The organism is Bacillus sp. FSL R10-2201 (assembly GCF_038008665.1).
In the GTDB taxonomy this organism is placed as follows: Bacteria; Bacillota; Bacilli; order Bacillales; family Bacillaceae_G; genus Bacillus_A; species Bacillus_A mycoides.
Window position 1 is genome coordinate 1,969,290 of the sequence record NZ_JBBOZP010000001.1, and the last position, 19,918, is coordinate 1,989,207.

General features: G+C 34.0%; 24 protein-coding genes. 18 read left to right on the forward strand and 6 right to left on the reverse strand.

The genetic code is table 11. The features are described 5' to 3' along the window. Window positions 1-94 precede the first annotated feature (94 nt). The 7 genes from NSQ69_RS10245 (at window position 95) to NSQ69_RS10275 (ending at window position 6,618) form a co-directional block, all read left to right on the forward strand. Window positions 95-712 (forward strand): NUDIX hydrolase N-terminal domain-containing protein, encoded by a 618-nt coding sequence (locus tag NSQ69_RS10245; RefSeq protein ID WP_002031477.1) that lies wholly within the window; start codon window positions 95-97, stop codon window positions 710-712. 104 nt (window positions 713-816) lie between these two features. After that, complete coding sequence (locus tag NSQ69_RS10250; RefSeq protein ID WP_002031481.1) at window positions 817-1,419, forward strand: DedA family protein; 603 nt, start codon at window positions 817-819, stop codon at window positions 1,417-1,419. Between the two features lie 96 nt (window positions 1,420-1,515). Further along, window positions 1,516-2,895 (forward strand): putative polysaccharide biosynthesis protein, encoded by a 1,380-nt coding sequence (locus tag NSQ69_RS10255; protein WP_002031482.1) that lies wholly within the window; start codon window positions 1,516-1,518, stop codon window positions 2,893-2,895. A gap of 186 nt (window positions 2,896-3,081) precedes the next feature. After that, on the forward strand, window positions 3,082-4,023 hold the full coding sequence (locus NSQ69_RS10260; protein ID WP_000932386.1) for a magnesium transporter CorA family protein: 942 nt from the start codon (window positions 3,082-3,084) through the stop codon (window positions 4,021-4,023). Between the two features lie 199 nt (window positions 4,024-4,222). After that, entirely contained in the window at window positions 4,223-5,119 is an 897-nt protein-coding gene (locus NSQ69_RS10265; RefSeq protein WP_000418719.1) for a permease, read from the forward strand. Window positions 5,120-5,122: 3 nt separating this feature from the next. Then, window positions 5,123-5,992, forward strand: a complete 870-nt coding sequence (locus NSQ69_RS10270) for a TIGR03943 family putative permease subunit (RefSeq protein ID WP_002012447.1) — start codon at window positions 5,123-5,125, stop codon at window positions 5,990-5,992. Window positions 5,993-6,111: 119 nt separating this feature from the next. Then, window positions 6,112-6,618, forward strand: a complete 507-nt coding sequence (locus NSQ69_RS10275) for an acyl-CoA thioesterase (RefSeq protein ID WP_002012448.1) — start codon at window positions 6,112-6,114, stop codon at window positions 6,616-6,618. A gap of 129 nt (window positions 6,619-6,747) precedes the next feature. On the opposite strand, the gene NSQ69_RS10280 is transcribed toward NSQ69_RS10275, so the two are convergent. Further along, on the reverse strand, window positions 6,748-6,834 hold the full coding sequence (locus tag NSQ69_RS10280) for a YjcZ family sporulation protein (RefSeq protein ID WP_000505094.1): 87 nt from the start codon (window positions 6,832-6,834) through the stop codon (window positions 6,748-6,750). A gap of 159 nt (window positions 6,835-6,993) precedes the next feature. Here NSQ69_RS10280 and cls point away from each other — a divergent pair, with 159 nt between their 5' ends. The 4 genes from cls to NSQ69_RS10300 all read left to right on the forward strand — a co-directional run bounded on the left by cls (window position 6,994) and on the right by NSQ69_RS10300 (window position 9,911). Further along, window positions 6,994-8,178 carry a cardiolipin synthase gene (gene cls, locus NSQ69_RS10285; RefSeq protein ID WP_002127002.1) on the forward strand — a complete coding sequence of 395 codons (1,185 nt, stop codon included), beginning with the start codon at window positions 6,994-6,996 and terminating at the stop codon, window positions 8,176-8,178. 32 nt (window positions 8,179-8,210) lie between these two features. Continuing rightward, window positions 8,211-8,675, forward strand: coding sequence for a spore coat protein (locus NSQ69_RS10290; RefSeq protein ID WP_002012450.1), 465 nt, complete (start codon window positions 8,211-8,213; stop codon window positions 8,673-8,675). A 197-nt stretch (window positions 8,676-8,872) separates the two neighbouring features. Further along, window positions 8,873-9,052, forward strand: coding sequence for a hypothetical protein (locus NSQ69_RS10295; protein WP_002012451.1), 180 nt, complete (start codon window positions 8,873-8,875; stop codon window positions 9,050-9,052). 238 nt (window positions 9,053-9,290) lie between these two features. Beyond that, window positions 9,291-9,911: an NAD(P)-dependent oxidoreductase gene (locus NSQ69_RS10300; RefSeq protein WP_002127003.1), complete on the forward strand. Its 621-nt coding sequence runs from the start codon at window positions 9,291-9,293 to the stop codon at window positions 9,909-9,911. Window positions 9,912-9,934: 23 nt separating this feature from the next. Here the strand turns inward: NSQ69_RS10300 and NSQ69_RS10305 are convergent, their stop codons facing one another. From NSQ69_RS10305 to NSQ69_RS10315, 3 genes are all read right to left on the reverse strand, one after another. Next, window positions 9,935-10,417, reverse strand: coding sequence for a DUF456 domain-containing protein (locus tag NSQ69_RS10305; protein WP_000217328.1), 483 nt, complete (start codon window positions 10,415-10,417; stop codon window positions 9,935-9,937). 1 nt (window position 10,418) lies between these two features. After that, the gene (locus tag NSQ69_RS10310; RefSeq protein ID WP_002086044.1) at window positions 10,419-11,726 is read right to left on the reverse strand and encodes a hemolysin family protein; all 1,308 of its coding nucleotides are present in this window, start codon (window positions 11,724-11,726) and stop codon (window positions 10,419-10,421) included. Between the two features lie 210 nt (window positions 11,727-11,936). Next, window positions 11,937-12,806: a hypothetical protein gene (locus NSQ69_RS10315; protein WP_341099212.1), complete on the reverse strand. Its 870-nt coding sequence runs from the start codon at window positions 12,804-12,806 to the stop codon at window positions 11,937-11,939. Between the two features lie 387 nt (window positions 12,807-13,193). On the opposite strand from NSQ69_RS10315, the gene cbpA reads away from it, so the two are divergent. From cbpA to NSQ69_RS10335, 4 genes are all read left to right on the forward strand, one after another. Then, window positions 13,194-13,841, forward strand: a complete 648-nt coding sequence (gene cbpA, locus NSQ69_RS10320) for a cyclic di-AMP binding protein CbpA (protein WP_002186059.1) — start codon at window positions 13,194-13,196, stop codon at window positions 13,839-13,841. Window positions 13,842-14,284: 443 nt separating this feature from the next. Beyond that, a complete protein-coding gene (brnQ4, locus tag NSQ69_RS10325) occupies window positions 14,285-15,622 on the forward strand; it encodes a branched-chain amino acid transport system II carrier protein BrnQ4 (RefSeq protein WP_400517919.1) in 1,338 nt (445 codons plus the stop codon). Between the two features lie 66 nt (window positions 15,623-15,688). After that, window positions 15,689-16,018 carry a chaperone CsaA gene (gene csaA, locus NSQ69_RS10330; RefSeq protein WP_001263027.1) on the forward strand — a complete coding sequence of 110 codons (330 nt, stop codon included), beginning with the start codon at window positions 15,689-15,691 and terminating at the stop codon, window positions 16,016-16,018. Then, on the forward strand, window positions 15,999-16,565 hold the full coding sequence (locus tag NSQ69_RS10335; RefSeq protein ID WP_002168571.1) for a DUF1572 domain-containing protein: 567 nt from the start codon (window positions 15,999-16,001) through the stop codon (window positions 16,563-16,565). The genes csaA and NSQ69_RS10335 overlap by 20 nt, the downstream gene beginning before the upstream one ends. Here the strand turns inward: NSQ69_RS10335 and NSQ69_RS10340 are convergent. Then, the gene (locus NSQ69_RS10340; protein ID WP_078178819.1) at window positions 16,538-16,843 is read right to left on the reverse strand and encodes a permease; all 306 of its coding nucleotides are present in this window, start codon (window positions 16,841-16,843) and stop codon (window positions 16,538-16,540) included. The genes NSQ69_RS10335 and NSQ69_RS10340 overlap by 28 nt on opposite strands. Window positions 16,844-16,847: 4 nt before the next feature. After that, the gene (locus NSQ69_RS10345) at window positions 16,848-17,153 is read right to left on the reverse strand and encodes a hypothetical protein (protein ID WP_002127010.1); all 306 of its coding nucleotides are present in this window, start codon (window positions 17,151-17,153) and stop codon (window positions 16,848-16,850) included. Between the two features lie 89 nt (window positions 17,154-17,242). On the opposite strand from NSQ69_RS10345, the gene spoIIP reads away from it, so the two are divergent. The 3 genes from spoIIP (at window position 17,243) to NSQ69_RS10360 (ending at window position 19,913) form a co-directional block, all read left to right on the forward strand. Beyond that, window positions 17,243-18,397, forward strand: coding sequence for a stage II sporulation protein SpoIIP (spoIIP, locus tag NSQ69_RS10350; RefSeq protein WP_002127011.1), 1,155 nt, complete (start codon window positions 17,243-17,245; stop codon window positions 18,395-18,397). A 266-nt stretch (window positions 18,398-18,663) separates the two neighbouring features. Continuing rightward, a complete protein-coding gene (locus tag NSQ69_RS10355; protein ID WP_002127012.1) occupies window positions 18,664-19,161 on the forward strand; it encodes a GNAT family N-acetyltransferase in 498 nt (165 codons plus the stop codon). Window positions 19,162-19,172: 11 nt separating this feature from the next. After that, a complete protein-coding gene (locus NSQ69_RS10360; RefSeq protein ID WP_341099213.1) occupies window positions 19,173-19,913 on the forward strand; it encodes a M15 family metallopeptidase in 741 nt (246 codons plus the stop codon). The last annotated feature ends 5 nt before the right edge of the window (window positions 19,914-19,918 follow it).

The following is a 19,918-nucleotide window of genomic DNA, read 5'->3' on the forward strand; positions in this document are numbered from 1 at the left end:
ATTGGAACATTATCAATCTCTTTTTTTGTATAATAAAGATGTATCGATTGAATTGACGTAATATTTACTTAATAAAGAATGGAGATGTGGAAACATGACGGTCAAGTGGATTGATTGGGTAAAACAAATACAATCTATAGCTCAAGCGGGTTTAACGTATTCTAAGGATGTATATGATATAGAGCGTTTCCAACAATTACGGGACATTTCAGTTTCAATGATGTCACATTATACAAAGACAGATTGGGAAGTAGTAGAGAATTTATTTGCAAGTGAGACAGGCTATCAAACACCTAAAGTTGATATACGGGCAGTTATTTTTCAAAATGAAAAACTATTATTTGTGAAAGAAAAAAGTGATAGGAAATGGGCATTGCCAGGTGGATGGGCTGATGTTGGTTATACGCCAACAGAAGTAGCAGCAAAAGAAGTTTTAGAGGAGACGGGCTATGAAGTAGATGATTTTAAGCTACTCGCTATATTTGATAAAGAAAAACATCAACCATCGCCTTCAGCAACACATGTATATAAAATTTTTATTGGCTGTAAGATTATTGGTGGCGAAAAGAAAACTAGTATTGAAACAGAAGATGTGGAGTTTTTTGATGAGAATGAATTGCCTAATTTATCGATTGCTAGAAATACAGAAGAGCAAATTAAAGAAATGTTTGCCTACATGAAAGAACCTCAAAAAGAAATATTAATAGATTAATAATGCTTATGCCGATGATATTGTTGAAATGAAGATATTGGCAGAATGCAACCTTTATGTAATAATGGGATGGTATGTGAAGAAAAAAGGAGATAGAAAAGAAAATGTTAGCAAACATAATAGATCAGTTATTGCAATTCTTTGCAAGTCTAGGTTACTTTGGAGTAGCACTAGCTTTAATGATTGAAATTATCCCGAGTGAAATTGTACTTTCGTATGCTGGCTTTTTAGTCGCAGATGGTAAAATTAGCTTTGTCGGTGCAGTTATTGCTGGAACAATCGGTGGTACTTTAGCGCAAATCTTTTTATATTGGCTTGGATACTATGGAGGACGTCCAGTTGTAGAGAAATATGGAAAATATCTACTTATTAATAAACACCATTTAGACATAGCAGAAAATTGGTTTAAGCGTTACGGAGCTGGAGTAATATTTTCGGCACGTTTTATCCCAATTGTACGTCATGCAATCTCTATTCCGGCAGGACTAGCTAAGATGCCATTAAAACTTTTCACACTGTATACAGTTGTAGCGATTATTCCATGGTCAATACTATTTATATACTTAGGTGAAAAGCTTGGTGGAAATTGGCGACATATTAAAGAGTATGCATCTGATTACACACATTACATAATTATAGGGGCTGTTCTCTTTGTTGCTCTATACTTCGGTTTAAAGTATTTAAAAAAGAAAAAAGCAGCGCGTTAAAGTCAATGATTTTTCATTGGCTTTTTTTATTGTTTCAGTTCTAAAAAAAAGGAGTTGTCCATAATGTGTAATAATAAAGCGTAGCGGGGGAATGTGATGAAAGGATCACCGTTTTTACGTGGAACGATATTTTTAACGATGGCAACGATGATATCTAAAATGTTAGGGTTTATATATGTTATACCATTTACAGCAATGGTGGGTACGAGTGGGTACGTATTATATACGTATGCATACCGTCCTTATACAATTATGCTTAGTATTGCAACGATGGGATTGCCACTTGCCGTTTCAAAAATGGTTTCAAAATATGATCAACTCAATGATTATCACACTGTTAAGAGAGTGCTAAAGAGTGGTATCGTTTTTATGGTCATTATGGGCGTTATTTCTTGTTTGGCATTATATATGTTAGCACCACATTTAGCTAAACTTGTGATTGATGGAAATGATCAGTCGGGTAATAGTGTGGTAGCTGTCACACACAATATTCAAATTGTAAGTTTTGCGTTAATACTCGTTCCTGTAATGAGCTTGTTACGTGGTTTCTTTCAAGGTTTTCAATCTATGGGACCTTCTGCACTCAGTGTAGTTGTAGAGCAATTTTTTCGGGTCTTAACTATTTTGATAGGAAGCTTTGTCGTTTTATATGTTATAAAAGCTTCTGTTTCGTTGGCAGTTGGTATTTCAACGTTTGGAGCATTTATGGGAGCACTAGGTGGATTAAGTGTTTTAAGTGCGTATTATATAAGAAGGAGAAAACATTTAAAGAAAAAAGAGATTGCCAGTATACCACAAACGACGAAAACTTTTTTTTCGTTGTATAGAGAACTGTTTACATATTCTATTCCTTTCGTTGTAGTTGGATTAGCGATTCCGTTATATCAGACGATTGATACATTTACAATTAATAAGCTACTTATACAAGTAGGATATATGCAAGGAGAAGCAGAAAAGATTAATGCGATTATTGGCCTTGTTCAGATGGTTGTACTTATCCCGGTTTCTGTTGCAACAGCTTTTAGTATGTCCCTTGTACCTGAGATGACGAAAGCTTATACAGCGGGAAATGAGAAGCTACTGTATAAACACTTTACAAGGACAAATTTATTAGTGGTAGGAATTACCGTACCGGCGGCGATTGGAATGATGATCTTAGCAAAACCAGTGTATACTCTTTTATTTGGTGCTGGAAATGATCCGGAGATGGGCAGTATTATTTTGCAGTACTATGCTCCTGCTTGTATACTATTCTCACTATTTACAGTAACCGCTGCCATGTTACAAGGAATTAATCAACAACAGAAAACAGTGCTAGGATTAGTAATCGGAATAACTGTGAAGATCGTTTTAAATATTGTATTGCTACCGTATTTTGATTATGTAAGTTTTATCATTTCAACATACGCTGGCTATACGATTTCAGTCGGCTTTAACTTGTGGATGCTTTCTAAATATGTTATAAAGGCAACATAAGCTTTTTTAAAGGCAGAGAACACTCTGTCTTTTTCTATGTTTACAAGATTTTTCTTAAAAAAACGTTTTCAAAATAATTTTTCTATTGAAATTTAATCGTTTGTTTCATATGCTGAAAATAGCGGTTCAAAAACTGTTGTTTAAGTGAGGTAGATTCCCACATGTAAAAAGAATCGGGGTGATAGTATGTTAAATATTTATTTAACAGACCGAAACGGAAAACTACAAGAGATTGAGGAAATGCAAAAGGGCTGCTGGATTAATGTACTTCATCCAACAGAAGAAGAAATTCAGTATCTAGTACAAACTTTAAATGTAGACTTAGATTTCATTAAAGACCCTTTGGATGATGAAGAACGCTCTCGTATTGAAAAGGAAGACAATAATACTTTAATTATCGTGGATATTCCGACAGTCAGACATGATGAAGAAGGAAATTCAATTTATGACACGATTCCAATAGGTATGATTGTAATGCCAGATTGTTTTGTTACTATTTGCTTAGAAGAAAATCCAATTTTTGAACGCTTTATTAATCAACGTATTAAAGAATTTTATACGTTTAAAAAGACGCGCTTCGCACTTCAGCTCTTATATACAATTTCTACTTATTATTTAAGATACTTAAAGCAAATTAATCGAAAAACAATCGATTTAGAGCACCAATTAAATAAGTCGATGAAAAATAAAGAAATTTTCACATTGCTCGGCCTTGAAAAAAGTTTAGTTTATTTTACAACATCATTAAAGGCAAATAAAATTGTAATTCAAAAATTAATGCGAAACAGTACATTTTTGAAAATGTATGAAGATGATCAAGATTTACTAGAAGATGTATTAATTGAAAATAAGCAGGCTATTGAAATGGCGGAAATATATAGTCACATTTTAAGTGGAATGATGAATACATTTAGTTCGGTTATTTCTAACAATTTAAATAGTGTTATGAAACTGTTGACTTCTATTACAATCATTTTATCATTACCAACGATGGTTTCTAGTTTCTTTGGAATGAATGTAAAGGTTCCGTTTGAAGGGGAAGCACATGGTTTTGTAATTGTACTTATAATATGTGTAACATTATCTTTCACTTTAGCATTTGTTTTTTGGAAGAAACGTTACTTTTAATGATAGGAAAGCTGCGCTAGCATAGTTATAAAACTGTGCTAGCGCAGCTTTTTTTGCTAGGAAATCTCAATTTTGGAACAGAATATAACTTGTGAAATGTAATGTGTATGAAGGTTATGAATTCCATATAACTCTTGTTCAAATAATGAAATGGGGTTAAAATTACATATTGTTAATGAAAAGTTGGAGGAAATACATCATGGAATTGTTTCAATTACCGAAAGCATTCCTGCAAATGAATACAATCTTTATCTCAATATTAATCGAAGCACTTCCTTTTGTGCTAATTGGTGTATTTATTTCAGGATTCATTCAAATGTTTGTGACAGAAGATATGGTGGCAAAATGGATGCCTAAAAACCGATTTCTGTCTGTTTTATTAGCTACTTTTTTAGGTATGATGTTTCCTGGATGTGAATGTGGAATTGTTCCGATTGTAAGACGATTAATCGGAAAAGGGGTTCCACCCTATGCAGGAATTGCATTTATGTTAACTGGACCGATTATTAATCCAGTTGTATTATTTGCAACATATGTTGCTTTTGGAAGTAGTATGCACATGGTATGGTATCGTTCTATTGTAGCGATTATCGTAGCAATTATCGTTGGAATTATATTATCATTTATGTTTAAAGAACATCAATTAAGAGATGATCACTTCCCAGAAGTGAACCATAAGCGTCCGTTACGTACAAAAATGTGGGATGTATGTACACATGCTGTTGAGGAATTTTTCTCAATGGGGAAATATTTAGTGTTAGGAGCGTTAATTGCTGCTGCAGTTCAAACGTTTGTACAAACTTCAACATTGCTTGCTATTGGACAAGGTCCGTTTTCTTCATCAGCTGTAATGATGGGACTTGCTTTCATTTTATCACTTTGTTCAGAGGCGGATGCATTTATTGCTTCTTCGTTCCAAAGTACATTTTCAACAGCGTCACTTGTCGCGTTTCTCGTATATGGACCGATGGTGGATATTAAAAATATGTTTATGATGCTTGCGACATTTAAAACAAAATTTGTAATTGTTGTGACGGTTACAGTTACCCTTGTTGTTTATGCAAGCTCACTACTCATTTATGCGATGGGGTGGTAGGTTATGTTTCGAGCATATATATTATTAGGCTTTACAATTTTAATTGGACAGCTTCATATTTCCGGTAACATTACGAAGTATATAAATATGAAGTACGCCTATTTATCAAAAACTGCTGCTATTATTTTAGGTTTCTTAACGATTGTACAAATTATTATCGTTTTCCAAAAAGAGCACCAAAAGGAAAAAGAGAAACATGATTGTAGTTGTGATCATAGTCATTGTGGGCATGATCATTCGAAAGATGAGAATACATGGTGGAAAAAAGTGTTTTCTTACACGTTATTCTGTTTTCCAATCATTACAGGATTGTTTTTCCCAATTGCAACATTAGATTCCGATATTGTTAAGGCGAAGGGATTCCATTTTCCAGTAGCGCAAGCAGAAAGTAAAGATCCATTTATGACAAGACAATTTCTAAGACCTGACACGAGTATTTATTACGGGAAAGAAGGATATCGTGGTGTAATGGAAAAAGGGAAGAAAGAGTTTGTTACGAAAGATAATATCACTTTAAAAGATGAAGATTTCTTAAAGGGTATGGAGACAATTTATAATTATCCTGGTGAATTTACTGGTAAAACCCTGTCTTATAAAGGATTTGTTTTCCGAGATGATTCTTCTAAAAAGGAACAATATTTCTTATTCCGTTTCGGCATTATACATTGTGTTGCGGACTCGGGTGTATATGGTATGTTAGTTAAAAAACCAGAAGGGGTAGAGTGGAAAAATGATGATTGGATTCAGATAGAGGGAGAAATTTCAACTGAATTTTATCAGCCGTTTCATGCGAATATTCCAGTGTTAGAGGTAACGAAATGGAATAAAGTTGAACAGCCGAAAGAACAATATGTGTTTAGAGGAGCCGATTGATAAAATCGGTTCTTTTTTGTGGACTAAAAGTTCTAAAAATTGTTAATATTAAACGTGTAGTTCATGAGGTGTAGTGTATATTGGGATATTAGGGATAAATAATTAAAGGGGTGATAACAATGACTGAAGTAAAGGGTAAAACAGCTAATGAATCAAGGGTGTTTAAAACGAGTCGAGTATTTCCAACGGATTTAAATGATCATAACACGCTATTTGGTGGAAAGATATTGGCGGAGATGGATATGGTTGCTTCAATTTCAGCAACGAGACACTCGAGAATGGAATGTGTCACAGCGTCTATGGATTGGGTAGATTTCTTACATCCAGTACGTTCTTCAGATTGTGTTAGTTATGAATCTTTCGTAATTTGGACGGGAAGAACTTCTATGGAGATATTTGTGAAAGTAGTAGCAGAAGATTTAATTTCAGGTAAAAAACGTGTAGCAGCAACTTCATTCGTTACTTTTGTTGCGCTTAGTAAGGAGAATAATCCAGTTCCTGTACCGCGTGTTATCCCTGAGACAGAAGAGGAGAAAGAATTGCATCGAATTGCTGTGTTACGTGCAGAACAGCGCCATATTCGTAAGGCAGAGAGTAAGAAGGTAGCTACACTGCTAACTTTTTGATATAAAATACTTTCCTAGTGGTACTATTTTGTAATAGGTTAGGAGATTTTTGAAATGAAAAGCGGACACCTAAAAATAGGTGTCCGCTTTTATATTTTTTTCATCCCCATATCGTACTACAATAACTGCTTAGCAGAAGCAAGCAGCACCGACGATAATTAAGAGGATAAATAATACGACTAGTAGCGCAAATCCATTACCATGTGCGAAGCCCATTGTTATTTCCTCCTTTTATTTTAAGATACAACATACAATATGCAGATGAGCTCCTGTTTGATATGGACGTATATCATGCAATGACATATTTTTTGTATGATAATGTTTTAAAAAAGGAAAGATATAGGAATAACAGTAGTTAGAGAAAGGAACGTATCCATGAAGCGCTTTTTAATTGTAATAATTTGTTTTATAGGTGTATTCATATGGATGAACGTTGATGTGGAAATGGGGAAGAAAATGGCTAGTGGATATGAATTAGAAAAAATCCGATCAGGGGATTTTCAAGTATATACGAACGGTGATGAGTTATATAAAAGTTTATTTGAGGATATAAATCGTGCAGAAAAGAATGTGTATATTCATTTTTATATTGTAGGAAAAGATGAAATAAGCCAAAAGTTCTTACAGTTATTAGAGAAAAAAGCATCTAGCGGAGTAGATGTGAAATTGTCAGTAGACCGCATTGGCGGATATAAGCTTAAGAAAAAGATAATTGATCAATTAAAAGAAAAAGGCGTGAAGTTTACATTTAGTAAAAAACCTAAATTAAAAAACTTATTTTATTCTTTGCATCAACGTAATCATAGACGCATTGTTACTATAGATGGGAAAGTTTCGTACATTGGTGGCTTCAATATCGGAAAGGAATATCTTGGACAGGATCCTAAATTTGGTCCGTGGCGTGATTATCATGTACGCATCGAAGGGAATGGAGCTACTGATATGGAACGGAAGTTTGCGGAAGACTGGCAAGAAGATACGGGAGAAAAGTTTCCTATACACCAAGAGTTACCTGTACAAGGAAATGTAAAATATCAATACGTATTTTCGAATGGAAAAGGTTTATGGAAGGAGTATGGAGCGTTTTTAAAGAAGGCAAAACATTCTTTAATTATCGCTACACCATATTTTGTACCGAGTAAAGAAATGGTGAAGGGGCTGAAAGATGCATTAAATCGTGGTGTCCATGTAAAAATCCTCGTCCCATTTAAAAGTGATGCAGTATTGCTAAAACAGGCTGCCTATCCTTATTTGAAAGACATGTTAGATGCTGGAGCGGAGATTTATCAATATCGAAATGGATTTTTTCATGGGAAAGTAACAATCATCGATGAGGAAATGGTTGATATTGGTACAGCAAATTTTGATAATAGAAGTTTTTACTTAAATAACGAATCTAACTGTTTCATATATGATAAGACAGTCGTTGCTGACGTATGGAGTCGATTAAAAGAAGACTTTCATAAATCAAAACGATTTTCTGAAGAAGATTTTGAGAAAATTAGTAGATGGGATTGGTTTCTAGCAAGAATATCAAATGTTATCGCATCATATTTATAGTATAGAGATGAAATAGGAAGGGAGGCGTTTTAATGGATTGTATGAAAGAATTGATGACATATAGTTACACACTTATATATAAAGTTGGAGAATACACGAGCAAGGTTCGAGATGAAGAATTAAAAGATATTTTGCAGCATCATTTACCGTATATGTTACAAGCATATAATGAACAAGTGAATTTTCAAGAAGGAGAAAATATACAACATATAACTTGTAAACAAATGTGGCCGGAATTTACTGAAATGGATAGGGAAACAGATAATGAGTATACAGGGGATATTGGGATTGCTATTTGTTATATTTCACATTTGAAGCGATTAGCATTAAAGTTTGCTCAAGTTGCAGTGGAAGTTGCGAACCCAGAGTTTCGTTCTTTCTTGGAAAATTGTTTTGTGAAAATGAATCGTTATGCTTATAGTGTTTGGCAATATGTTGTGAAGAAGGAATATAAAATTAAACATTTATATGAAAATGAAAGTGAGAAGTTTGCGTGAAAAACTAAGACGGAATGAAAGGCGTCTTAGTTTTTTTATGTCTAATGAAAGGCTCAATTAGAAGAATTGAGACAAACCAGTTGTGTTATCAGAGTATTTACAAAAGTTTACAATATCTTTACTGTTTTTAAATCTTTCCTTTAAAAATAAAGAGTAATATGGGGTTGTACATATTCTATCAAAGGGAGGAAACGCAAATGAACAAATGGGTTAAGTCATTAGCTGCTATGGCACTTGCAAGTTCTTTATTAATGGTAGGTTGTAGTAAAGATGAGGATAAAAAGAAAGAGGATGACACAACTTCGCAGCAAGATGAAAAGAAAGATAAAGAAACAAGTGGAACAGAAAAATCTTCTGATTCGAAAGAAAAGAAATAAAGTGAAACTTTAATCAGTGGGGATTTTGTCCATCCCCACTGATTATTAGCCCACACCAATCGGGCATTAACGGGCAGTTATCTCCCGCCTAATTTCCTCGCATTCGCCGAATTTACTGCCCGTTAATGCGGGATAAATGGATAATAGAGCTTCCTCACATATATGAGGGAGCTTTTTTGTTGCGTATTTGTAAGTTTTGCGGAAAAATAGAGAGAAAGAATGGAAGAGGGGATAATATATGAAAGTATGTATATTAGGAGCGACAGGTAGAGTAGGATCACACATTATGAAATTGGCATTACATGATTCATATGAAGTGACGGTATTAGTTCGTGATTTGAGTAGAGTGGAAACAGAGCATGAAAGGTTACATATTATAGAGGGAAATGTGTTAAACGGAAATGATATAAAGGAAGCGATTAAAGGATGTGATATTGTAATTAGTGCTCTTGGAACTGATCGGAATGGGACGTTAGAGAAGAGTTTACCGATTATTATAAAGCAAATGGAAGAAGAGGGCATAAAGAAAATTGTTACAATAGGAACTGCTGGTATTTTACAAGCACGAACAAACCCAAGTATATATCGTTTCCAATCAAAAGAATCGAAAAGAAAAATGACAACAGCTGCGGAAGATCATTTAGCTGCTTATGAAGCGCTGAATAATAGTAAACTATGTTGGACTATTGTTTGTCCGACGCATTTAATAGATGGTGATGTAACCGGTGTATATCGAACTGAACAAGATATGTTGCCAACAGATGGATCGAAAATCACAGTTGGTGATACAGCTCAGTTTACATGGAGTTTACGTAATAAAAGCTTATACGAGAAAAGCCGAGTAGGTATTTCATATTAAAAACCATCCCAAAATAGGGATGGCTAAAAAATGATATAGCATACAAAGATGATAATCATAATGATTTGGAGAATTGCTTTCGCTACTGTACTACTTAAAAAACCGACAACAGTTGCAATTCCGACTAAAAGGGCGTCTTTTGGCGCCTTTTTATGCATTAGTTCCGTAATAAATACAGATAAGAACGGTATGATAATAAGCCCGAATGGTGGGAAGAAGAACGATCCGACAATGATAGAAACCATACCAACACGTTCGCCCGATTTTGTACTTCCGTATTTTTTTAGGAAGTATCCATTTGCAATAAAGTCAGCAACGAAAATGAAGAGTGTAAAAATGACTTGAATAATCCAAAAAGATGTCGTTAACTCTCCGCCGTTTATTCCAAAATGATAAATGAAATAGCCAGCCCATACGGCAAGGATGCCAGGGATAATGGGGTATATAAAGGCAAGAAATGAAACAATGAAACAAGCAATGATACAAATTGTTAGTAAAACAGTCACTTTATAACTCCTTTGTAGTATCTAATTTATGTACAGCAATCTTTTTAATTTGATGCCCATCAAGTTCTAATGCTTTAAATTGAAAACCATCATATTCAACTGAATAGCCAGCCTCAATATTTAAATCAATTGATTGAGAGAGAAGCCAACCACCAATTGTATCTAAATCACTTTCATCGATATGTAGGCCAAACATATCATTTACTTCAGAAATGAGTACTTTCCCATCTAAAACAGTAAGCCTAGGAGTACGCTTTTCAATCATTGGTGATTCGTCTGCGTCAAATTCATCTTGAATTTCTCCGATAATTTCTTCAAGAATATCCTCCATCGTTAAAAGGCCAGCAGTTCCGCCGTATTCATCCATAACAATCGCCATTTGTACGCGGTTCTTTTGGAGGTGTATTAACGTTTTACGAATGGGAACTGTTTCAAATACAGTTAAAACAGGATGTATGTAGGCATCAAGTGGTTTGTAAATGCCTTTTGTTTGATTATGAAAAATCTCTTTCGTATTTATCATTCCAATAATATCATCTTTATCCTTTTCAATAATAGGATAACGTGTATACTTTTCAGTTGCAACGATTTTCATATTTTCTTCTAACGTATTTTCAGTAGATAAACAAACCATTTCAGTTCTAGGTACCATAATTTCTTTAGCAACACGATCATCAAATTCAAAAATATTATTTACATATTTATATTCGGTTTGATTAATTTCGCCGCTTTTATAGCTTTCACCTAAAATGAGTCGTAGTTCTTCTTCGGAATGGGCAAGTTCATTTTCTTTCGCAGGCTCTAAACCGAGTAATTTTGTGAAAAATATAGCTGCACTATTGAGAAGCCAAATGAACGGATACATAATTTTATCAAATAAAATAAGCGGTTTTGCAAATTTTAATGTGATTGCTTCAGCTTTTTGGATTGCGAAAGACTTAGGAACTAACTCGCCTAATACAACATGGAAAAAAGTAATCACACTAAAAGCAATAATAAAGGATAACGTGTTAGCCATTGTTCCAGTAATATTGATTTTTTCAAATAGTGGTCGCAGTAAATGTTCCACAGTTGGTTCACCAAGCCAACCAAGTCCTAAAGAGGTGATAGTAATGCCAAGCTGACAAGCGGATAAATAAACGTCTAAGTTAGATAAAACGCTTCTTGCAGCTAATGCTTGTTTATTACCTTCATTAGCAAGCTGGTCAATTCGACTTTTTCGTACTTTTACGACAGCGAATTCTGAAGCAACGAAAAAACCAGAAATAAGGATAAGTATAAAGATGAGAAAAATATTTAATATGTCCAAGTGTGTTCTTTATTCCTAATTTGGAATAAAGATGTCACCTCCTGTAATTATGTTATACTTTTATAATAAATCCAAATGAAAAGATTAGTCAAAGAAAATGGGTAAATAATGGTAGGTTTCTATAGTAGTTTTTTAATTTGCTGTTATTTTGTCCTCTATATAATAGGAATAACCGTCTACTTTTAATTTAAAGTAGACGGTTATTCTACGTTATGGTTTTGAAATACTTCTTGTTAAAGTGTATGTTTGCTGTTTATTGTAGTTTGTTGTCCATAGTGTTTGGAGAAAAGATAATACGCTGTATGGGATGTAAAGAAGTAATAAACCAATTGCGACAACTATAGGTGCATTTCCACCAAATTGAACGATAAATTGTAAGAGTCCGTTTACGTGAAAAACACATTCCATAAAAACAAATGAAAGAATAATGGAACTTAGAATAGATTTATGATTGGAAGTAAGCGCCATAAATAACGTATCAACAAGGAAGGCTGAATTTTTTATTTCGTATTCATTTGTATTATTTAAGAAAGGAAGCCATTTTTTTATTGCTTGCAGAACGATTATCATGGAAGTACTACATACGATGATAAAAGAGGAGAAGAAAGGAACCTTCATGAATTCCGCGATGTAGAGTAGTAGTAATAGTACTGAACATTGTAATATCACAGTACCAAAAGAATATGGTATCCAGCGCAATAAGGAAGTGCACTTTCTTACTGATCTCGGTGCTTTTAAAAATAGATGACCGATCCCTAAACTAATAAAGAAACCGATTACAAGAGTGAATGTGAAACGAACGATTGATAAAAAATATATTTCCCATATGTAGGGGAACAGTGGTGACGAATGGTTAGAGGTATGTACAAGCTGATTTGCTGAGAAAAGGATAGGCTCATGCATCCAATCAATTGTTGGAATTGAAATGGAAGAAGGCTGTGCTAAATTATGAAAAATGCTTACAAATCCAGTTAAGTAGGAGTAATTATGTGTAATAAATAATGCTGGAAGGGGACTTATGACAAAAATAATCAAAACACCGGCTATAAATTTACATACATGTGAGCGCAATAAGGACATACAATCACCTACTCTTTGAATATTCAGAAAATTCTTATTCTTATTTTAGCTTTTTTCGGATAAAGTTACAACATATTTTTCTCGAAGTAAGTTAGAGAGATTATCCCGCTTTAACGGGCAGTAAGACTCTACCTCAAAATGCGGCGAATGCGTAGAAGTTAGGTGGGTATATCGACTGCAGTAAAAGCCCGATTGGTGAAGGCTAATAATAAGTGGGGGGAAATCCCCACTTATTAAAGTTTCAATTTAAATAAGTGTATGATTAATGAATAAATTATGACGGAAAAATGAATAATTTTCAGAAAAATAAAATAATATATTTATTTTTTTCTGAAAATATAATATAGTTATGGCACAGAAAGTATTTTAGCATAAGGAGGCTTTTTTATGAGGATTAAAGGGAATTATGTGCCAAAGAGGGAAGTTTTGTTTTGCTCAAGTTCAATTACGATAGGGGAAACGCTGGAACATTTAAATAAAACGGGGTATCGTTGTGTACCAGTTTTAGATGAAAAAAAAGAGAAGTTTTTAGGGAATGTATACAAAGTAGATATTTTAGAATATAAAGGTTCACTTGAAGATAATGTATTACAATTATTGAACGATAAAAATGGGTACGTGAGAGAAGACTCTTCCTTCTTTAAAGTATTTTTTACAATTAAAAAACTACCGTATTTATCAGTAGTTGATGAAAAAGGGGTCTTCCTTGGTATTTTAACTCATAAAAAAGTTTTTGAACTATTAGAAGATGCATGGGGAGTCCATTCTAGTAAATATTCTGTCATGATTGGAACACAAGATTATAATGGGGCCATTCAAAAATTATCGACAGTGCTAAAGAAATACACTGGTATTCAAAGCTTAATGACTTTTGATAATGATGCTTTATTAGTACGTAGAATAATGTTTACATTGGGAGAAGAGTTTGAAGATAGTGAATTAGAAACATTGCTAAAGGATTTAGAAGATCATGGATTTAGAGTTGTGTATGTTGAAGAGATGAATAATCCACGTGAAGTTGAAACGATAGACTAACAAGTAAAAGCCATCTTATTTTTTGATGGCTTTTACTTTCTTTTGTATAAAAATATTCAAATATAATAAAATATAAAAATCGTAAATTTCTAAAAAAATTTGTGTAATAGAATAAATAAAGGAGGTATGTGTGGATAATTTTGATTTTCAAAAAATTCTATTTAAAAATATGTTTTTATTTTTCAGCCAAATATGTTACTATATGTGTGATAAAAGCAAAGAGGTCTGACAACTAAACTCCACGTTATAACACTCTAATGACTTGAATATTCAAAAAAATCAAAAATCAATAATTAGAGTAAGAATAAGGGGAATGGAGAAATTATGGAGAAAGACATTGCTTTGTAAGGGGCATATTTTATCATCTTGAGCAGAGAGGAGGATGCATAGCATATTGTGAAAAGAGATATAAACAATGAAAAAGTGCTATGCAAATGAAAAGCATGAAGGGACGTTTAAGGCCAGGTGATACGGTAGCGATTGGTTTAATGTTATTTGCACTATTTTTAGGGGCAGGAAATTTAATTTTCCCGCCAGTTTTAGGTCAACAAGCAGGAGAAAATGTTTGGATTGCTACAATTGGATTCCTTGTAACGGGAGTCGGATTACCCCTATTAGCTGTAACAGCTGTCGCGTTTGTAGAGGGGGACTTGAAAGCGCTATCTTCTAGAGTTCACCCTATATTTGCGTTTATTTTCCCATTGATTAGTTATTTAGCGATTGGACCATTTTTCGCGATTCCGCGTACTGGAGCTGTTTCATTTGAAATGGGTATGAAGCCATTTCTATCAGAGACAATGGTTTCTGAGTGGTACATGCTATTTCTTTTCACTATAGTTTTCTTCGGAATAACGTGGTATTTATCATTAAATCCATCTAAATTAGTGGATTGGTTCGGGAAATTTCTTACACCATTGTTAGTATTGATTGTTGCTGTTATTGTCGGAAAAGCAATTATTGATCCAATTGGAGAACCGGCTGCACCTTTAGCTGCTTATAAAGAGAATGCTTTCTTTGGTGGATTTATTCAAGGATATTTAACGATGGATGCGATTAGTGCACTTGTGTTTGGGATTGTTGTTGTACAAGTTATTCGCTCAAAAGGGATAAAAGAGAGCGGACAAATCGCAAAAATAACAGTTGTATCAGGGATTATTGCTGTATTAGGCTTAACGTTAATATATTTATCACTTGCATATCTCGGATCTACAAGTACATCACTTGGTGTGTCGGAGAACGGTGGTCTTATTTTAACGAATGTTGTAAATGAGTTATATGGAACAAGTGGCAAAATTTTATTAGGACTTGTAATTATACTCGCTTGTTTAACAACTTCTGTTGGATTAACATCTGCGTGTGCTGGCTTCTTTACAAACTTATTCCCAAAACTTTCGCATAAAACGATTGTAACTATGGTATGTGTATTTAGTTTAATTGTATCTAACCTAGGGTTAACACAATTAATCACAGTAACATTACCAGTGTTAATGATCATTTATCCAGTTGCAATTGTATTAATCGTTCTTTCATATTTCCATAAATGGATAGGGAAGCGTAATACAATATATATCGGAGCTATTTTAGGTGCGTTGTTAATTAGTTTCTTTAACGGTTTAGAAAGTGCGAACATTAAAATTGATGCGATTTCTAATGTGCTACAAATGTTACCATTATATAAAGAAGGAATAGGATGGCTAATCCCATCATGTATTGGCGGGATTCTCGGTTTCTTCTTCTATAAATCAAATGAATCAAGTGAATTACAAAAGAAAGGTGCTTAGGCGCCTTTCTTTTTTTAAAGGGGATTTTTGTATTTTGTCTAAGTAATAATTGGGAGGAATGATAAAATGGCTAATTTTGAAGATTTTTTAACTTTTGATGTAAGAATTGGAACAGTAACACAGGCAGAGGAATTTAAAGAAGCGAGAGTGCCAGCGATTAAACTAGAAATTGATTTTGGGGAGCTTGGGGTCAAGCAGTCAAGTGCTCAAATTACGAAGAGATATAATCCAGAAGACTTAATCGGTCAGCAAATTGTTGCTGTTGTAAATTTTCCGCCAAAGCGTGTAGCTGGATTTAAATCGGAAGTGCTTGTATTAGGTGGAGTTCCTGAAGCTGGTGATGTTGTGTTGCTTCAGCCTAATATGGAACTGCCAAATGGAACAAAAATTAGTTAGTGTGAAGGTAGGGGCTAATATGGATATAGGACGAGAATATTTACAATGTGCCATTTCTAATTTCAAAACAACAAAGCAACAAGGAGAACGGGTACTTTCTCAATTATCATACGAACAAATACAATGGTCTTCTCATGAAGAAACAAATAGCATAGCGATTATAATGAAACATTTGCATGGTAATATGCGTTCAAGATGGACAGAATTTTTAACGTCTGATGGCGAAAAAATAGATCGTAACCGAGATGGTGAATTTGAAGGTGGCTACAATTCAAAACAAGAAGCGCTTGCTGCGTGGCAAGAAGGGTGGGAGTATGTTTTTAAAACGATGGATACTTTAACAGCAGAGCAGATTTTGCAGAAAGTATACATTCGTGGAGAAGAACACACTGTCATGCAAGCGATCGAAAGGCAAATTTCTCATTATGCTTTACATATTGGACAAATCATTTACATTGGTAAAATGTTAAAAGAAAATGAATGGGAGTGTTTAAGCATTCCCAGAGGTCAATCTACTAGTTATTTACAGAAAAAACGTTCAACGTAATAATATGAAAGAAACCGATATAAAATAGGAAGCAAAAAAATAAGCCAATTGATAGAGGGCTCCGTGAACATTAGAATGCTGCCAGCAATAAGCCCATATGTAATAAGAAAGAAACCAAAGAGTGTATTTATAGGAATAAAACGTGAGACAAATAATTGCTGATTTTTGAAACAAGTGTTATGAAACAAATAAAAGCGGAAATGCCATGTAGAGGTAATAAGATCTTTCCTTCTCGTTATTCTTTTTTTACATTTATGACAGATGAATGGTGGCTGCATTTCGTTACACTCCATTTTTGGAATTCATTAGTTTCGTAATAATTTGAGACAAAATTAAGTACAAAGTGTATATCCCTATATACGCTCCTGCAAGTAGAAAAAGTGGATTTAGTAAAATTCCATGAATGCTTGTCATGAAAACTAAATTTTGTATTAAAACATCATATATATTAATAGAAATAATTGTCCCGAGTACATACAATGCTAAGTATGCGGAAATATGTAGCACAATACGAATTTTAGGATGTAAAGCAAACAAATAAAAAATAAATGATAAGACGATTGGTAATGTTCCTATTAGTAGCTTCAATTCATTTCACCTCATTAACAATATAGCCGGAATTTAAGCGGTCTATTCTCTAGAGCTTGTACATAACTTGAAATAGAGAGGGTGATAGTATGAATCGAGGCTTTTTTTACGTGAAATTAACAAGTGTACGCAAGTTAATTATATTTATTATTACTACGGTATTAGCGACTTTCTTTCTTATTAGTGTAATGGTAACTTCCATGAAAGAGACAAAGTCAACGTATTTATATAATTGGTTAAATGAGTTATCAATGAATGGTTACATGTACGTTATTGGGAAAGAGAATCATTATTTTACACAGGAGTACCGGAATTTGAATCAAGACTTTTCTATTTCTTCATTCCTCTTTTCGATGGCTACGAATATTCGTTTTGATGATGTACGTAGTTTTGTCGGGAAAGAACTTCCGGGATTTGGGAAATATGATACAGAAATCGTTATAGCAGGTGAAGGAACAAATTATTCCAACTTACCGATAGAATCGAGTGTTCCTCTTGAAGAAGTAGTGAAGGAACGGACTGGAGAAGCTGGACAAGTTCCTAAGCCTGATCCGAATAAAGAGAAGAAACAACCAGCTCAAACGACTGGAAAAAGACAAGTTGCATTGATTTATCATTCACATAGCTGGGAATCTTATTTGCCGTTACTTAACTTAACGAATGATCCAAATCCAAATAAAGCAACGAGTTCTGTAACGAATATTTCAATAGTTGGCGATCGATTGCGAGAACAGTTAGAAAGTGAAGGGATCGGTGCTACTAACGATAAAACTGATGTTGGTCAAAAATTAATAAGTAAAGGATTAAATAGTAATAGTTCTTATAAACTGTCACGAGAAATTGTACAAGAAGCGATGGCTGGTAATAAAGAACTCCAATATTTTTTCGATTTGCACCGTGATAGTGCACGGAAAAATGTCACGACAAAAACAATTGGAGATAAATCATATGCAAAGCTTGCTTTTGTAATTGGGAAAGGTAACAAAAACTATGAAAAAAACTTACAATTAGCAACTGCGTTACATGAGACGATTAGTAAGAAATATCCGGGAATGAGCCGTGGTGTAATTCAAAAAGGATTCCAAACAGGAAATGGAGTCTACAATCAAGACCTATCAGGACAAGCGATATTAATTGAAGTTGGCGGGGTAGATAATACAGAGGAAGAATTAAATCGATCAATTGATGCACTTGCTAAGGCATTTGGTGAATATTTTTGGCAAGCAGAAAAAGTGAATGGATAAAGTGAAATTTGAATTAGTGGTAGGCATTGCCGATGGTTATCAGCCTACATCAATTGGGGGAAAACGTAAGTGTACAGCTTACGTTTTTTGTTTGTCATGAAATGAGGATGAAAAGATGTCACATTATAGACATAATTTGTAATTGCTATAGTAATATCGAAATTTGTCTATTTATAATAGGAGAATTAGAAAGGGATTTTCGCAAAAATATAGAAAATCTTTTCACAAGGAAAATTTTTAACTAACAGAATGGGTAGGGGATTAAGGTGATACGTGAGATTAGAGTAGAAGATGCAGCATCATTTTTACAATTAAGTAAGCAATTAGATGAAGAAACGAAATTTATGTTATACGAACCAGGAGAACGAAAAACTACAGTAGAGCAACAAGAAAAGATGGTCCACCGTTTTATAGAAAATGAATATGCGACAATATTTGTAGCAGTTGAAGAAGAGAGAATAGTAGGGTTTATTTTAGTTGATGGAAATAATATTCAAAGAAAGAGACATGTGGCAGGCATTGTAATTGGCATTTTGCAAGAGTATAGTGGCCGAGGTATTGGAACGAGTTTGTTTAAAGAAGTAGAGAAGTGGGCAAGATTACATGATGTATGGCGTTTAGAATTAACGGTAATGGCCCACAATACAAGAGCTCAGGCACTATATAGCAAAATTGGATTTGAACAAGAAGGTGTCAAAAAATCTGCTCTTATCATCGATGGAAAAGGTATCGATGAGTATGAAATGGCCAAATTATTAAAATAAGAGGTCGTTATATGAAAAAAAGATGGGCACTACTTGGTATCGTAGCAATGATACTGTTCATTGGAGTAGCAGGAATAAATTATAAGATGTACAAGGAGCAAGAGGCGAAGGAAGTAAATGTAAACAATATATTTCCGAAAGCTAAAGAAACGATTGCTAATATGGATGGGGATATCGCAGTCATTAGTAATCCAAGTTCGATGCTTGTACTTGTGAATAAAAATAGGCGTTTACCAGATGGGTATAGACCGCCAGATTTAGTTGTTCCGAAAGTACGTTACTCTAGTGAAGGTGATCAAGAGAAGAAAAAGATGAGGAAAGAGGCAGCGGTGGCACTTGAGGAAATGTTTCAGCAAGCCAATAATGAGCGGATTTTCCTTTTTGCAGTCTCTGGATTTAGATCTTTTGATCGACAAAAAGCATTAAATACAATGTATAAAAGACAAGATGGAGAAGCAAAGACAGCGATGTCTAGTGCAGTCCCTGGTACGAGTGAACATCAAACAGGACTAGCTATGGATATTACATCTCAATCTGCTAAATTTCAGCTAGAAACTGTTTTTGGGGAGACGAAAGAAGGAAAGTGGCTTTCTGAAAATGCCCATAAGTTTGGTTTTGTTATTCGATATACGAAAGAGAAAGAAGGGATTACCGGTTATCGTTATGAACCGTGGCATGTACGTTATGTTGGGAATCCGCAAGCTACATATTTATATGAAAACCAACTGACGATTGAAGAAGTAACGCAGTAATGAAT